This is a genomic window from Corallococcus sp. AB049A, assembly GCF_003668885.1.
GTDB lineage: Bacteria > Myxococcota > Myxococcia > Myxococcales > Myxococcaceae > Corallococcus > Corallococcus interemptor.
This window is the reverse complement of the sequence record NZ_RAWL01000817.1, coordinates 1-1,089: the sequence shown is the minus strand read 5'-3', so window position 1 is coordinate 1,089 and position 1,089 is coordinate 1. Positions and strand designations below refer to the sequence as shown.

The window sequence follows — 1,089 nt, the reverse complement described above, 5'->3', positions numbered from 1 at the left end:
GGGCTGCGCGGGCCGGACGCGCGCCGGGGGCCCAGGGGGAGGCTGGCGAGCACCGGCACCTGGAGCGCGGACTCCAGGGCCGCGGGGTCGGTGACGCCCGGGCGCAGCGACTGCCGCGCGAAGGCCAGCGCGACGCCGAACGCCAGCCCCAGCACGATGCTGACCGCGAGCACGTCCGGCTTCGCGGGGCGCACGGGCAGCCGCGTCACCACGGGCGCGTCGATGAGGCGCGCGTTGGTGATGGTGCTCGACTTGAGCACCCGGTACTCCTGGGCCTTGTTGTGCAGCTGGAGGTACAGCTCGTTGGCCACCTTCACGTCGCGCGTGAGCTGGGCGGACACCCGCTCCGCGTCCGGGATGCCCTTGAGCCGGGTGTCCAGCGCGCCGCGCTCCGTGCGCAGGCGCGCCAGCTTGCGCTCCATGGCCACCAGCAGCGGGTGGTGTTCCGTGAAGCGCTGGCGCAGCTCACTGCGCTCCAGCGCGAGCGTGGAGATGTCCTTGTCCAGCTCCACGCTCCGGTTGAGGACGGCCTGCGCCTCCAGCCCCAGGTCCACGCCGCCCTTGCCGGCGCGGTAGTCGCGCAGCGCCGCCTCCGCCTGCTCCAGGCCCTTGCGCAGGCCGGGCAGCTGGCTGTCCAGGAACGACAGCGTGCGGCCCGCGTCCTCGCTGCGGCGCTCCACGTTGGAGCGCACGTACGCATCCGCGATGGCCTGGAGCGTGGCGGTGGCCGCCACCGGATCCGGCCCATCCAGCGTCAGGTTGAGCACGCCCGTGCCGGCGCCCTTCTCCCCCATGCGCAGCGCGCGCTGCAGCTCCTCCACCGTCGCCAGCTTCGAGCGGCGCATCAGCGTGAAGCGCGTCCCCGGCCGGGCGTGCAGCTCCGTGACGAACAGCTCCACCTCGTGCGCGGCGTCGCCTTCCGTCTGGGCGCTGGTGCCCGCCGCGCCGTGGAGCACCTCGCGGCCCTCGGGCCCCCACAGCGTGTACGCGCCGCCGGCTTGCGCCACGAGCGTGAGCGGGAGGTCCTCCCACGCGGTGGGCACGTTCAGCCGCTCCACCTGGATTCTCTCCCCGCCCCAGGCGTACGAG

Annotated in this window: 1 protein-coding gene; it reads right to left on the bottom strand. The window is 74.4% G+C overall.

The window, feature by feature from the left end; genetic code table 11:
* On the bottom strand, nt 1-1,058 hold a 1,058-nt coding region (locus D7X55_RS39610; RefSeq protein ID WP_304988924.1), incomplete at its 3' end, for a GNVR domain-containing protein.
* Between the last annotated feature and the right edge of the window lie 31 nt (nt 1,059-1,089).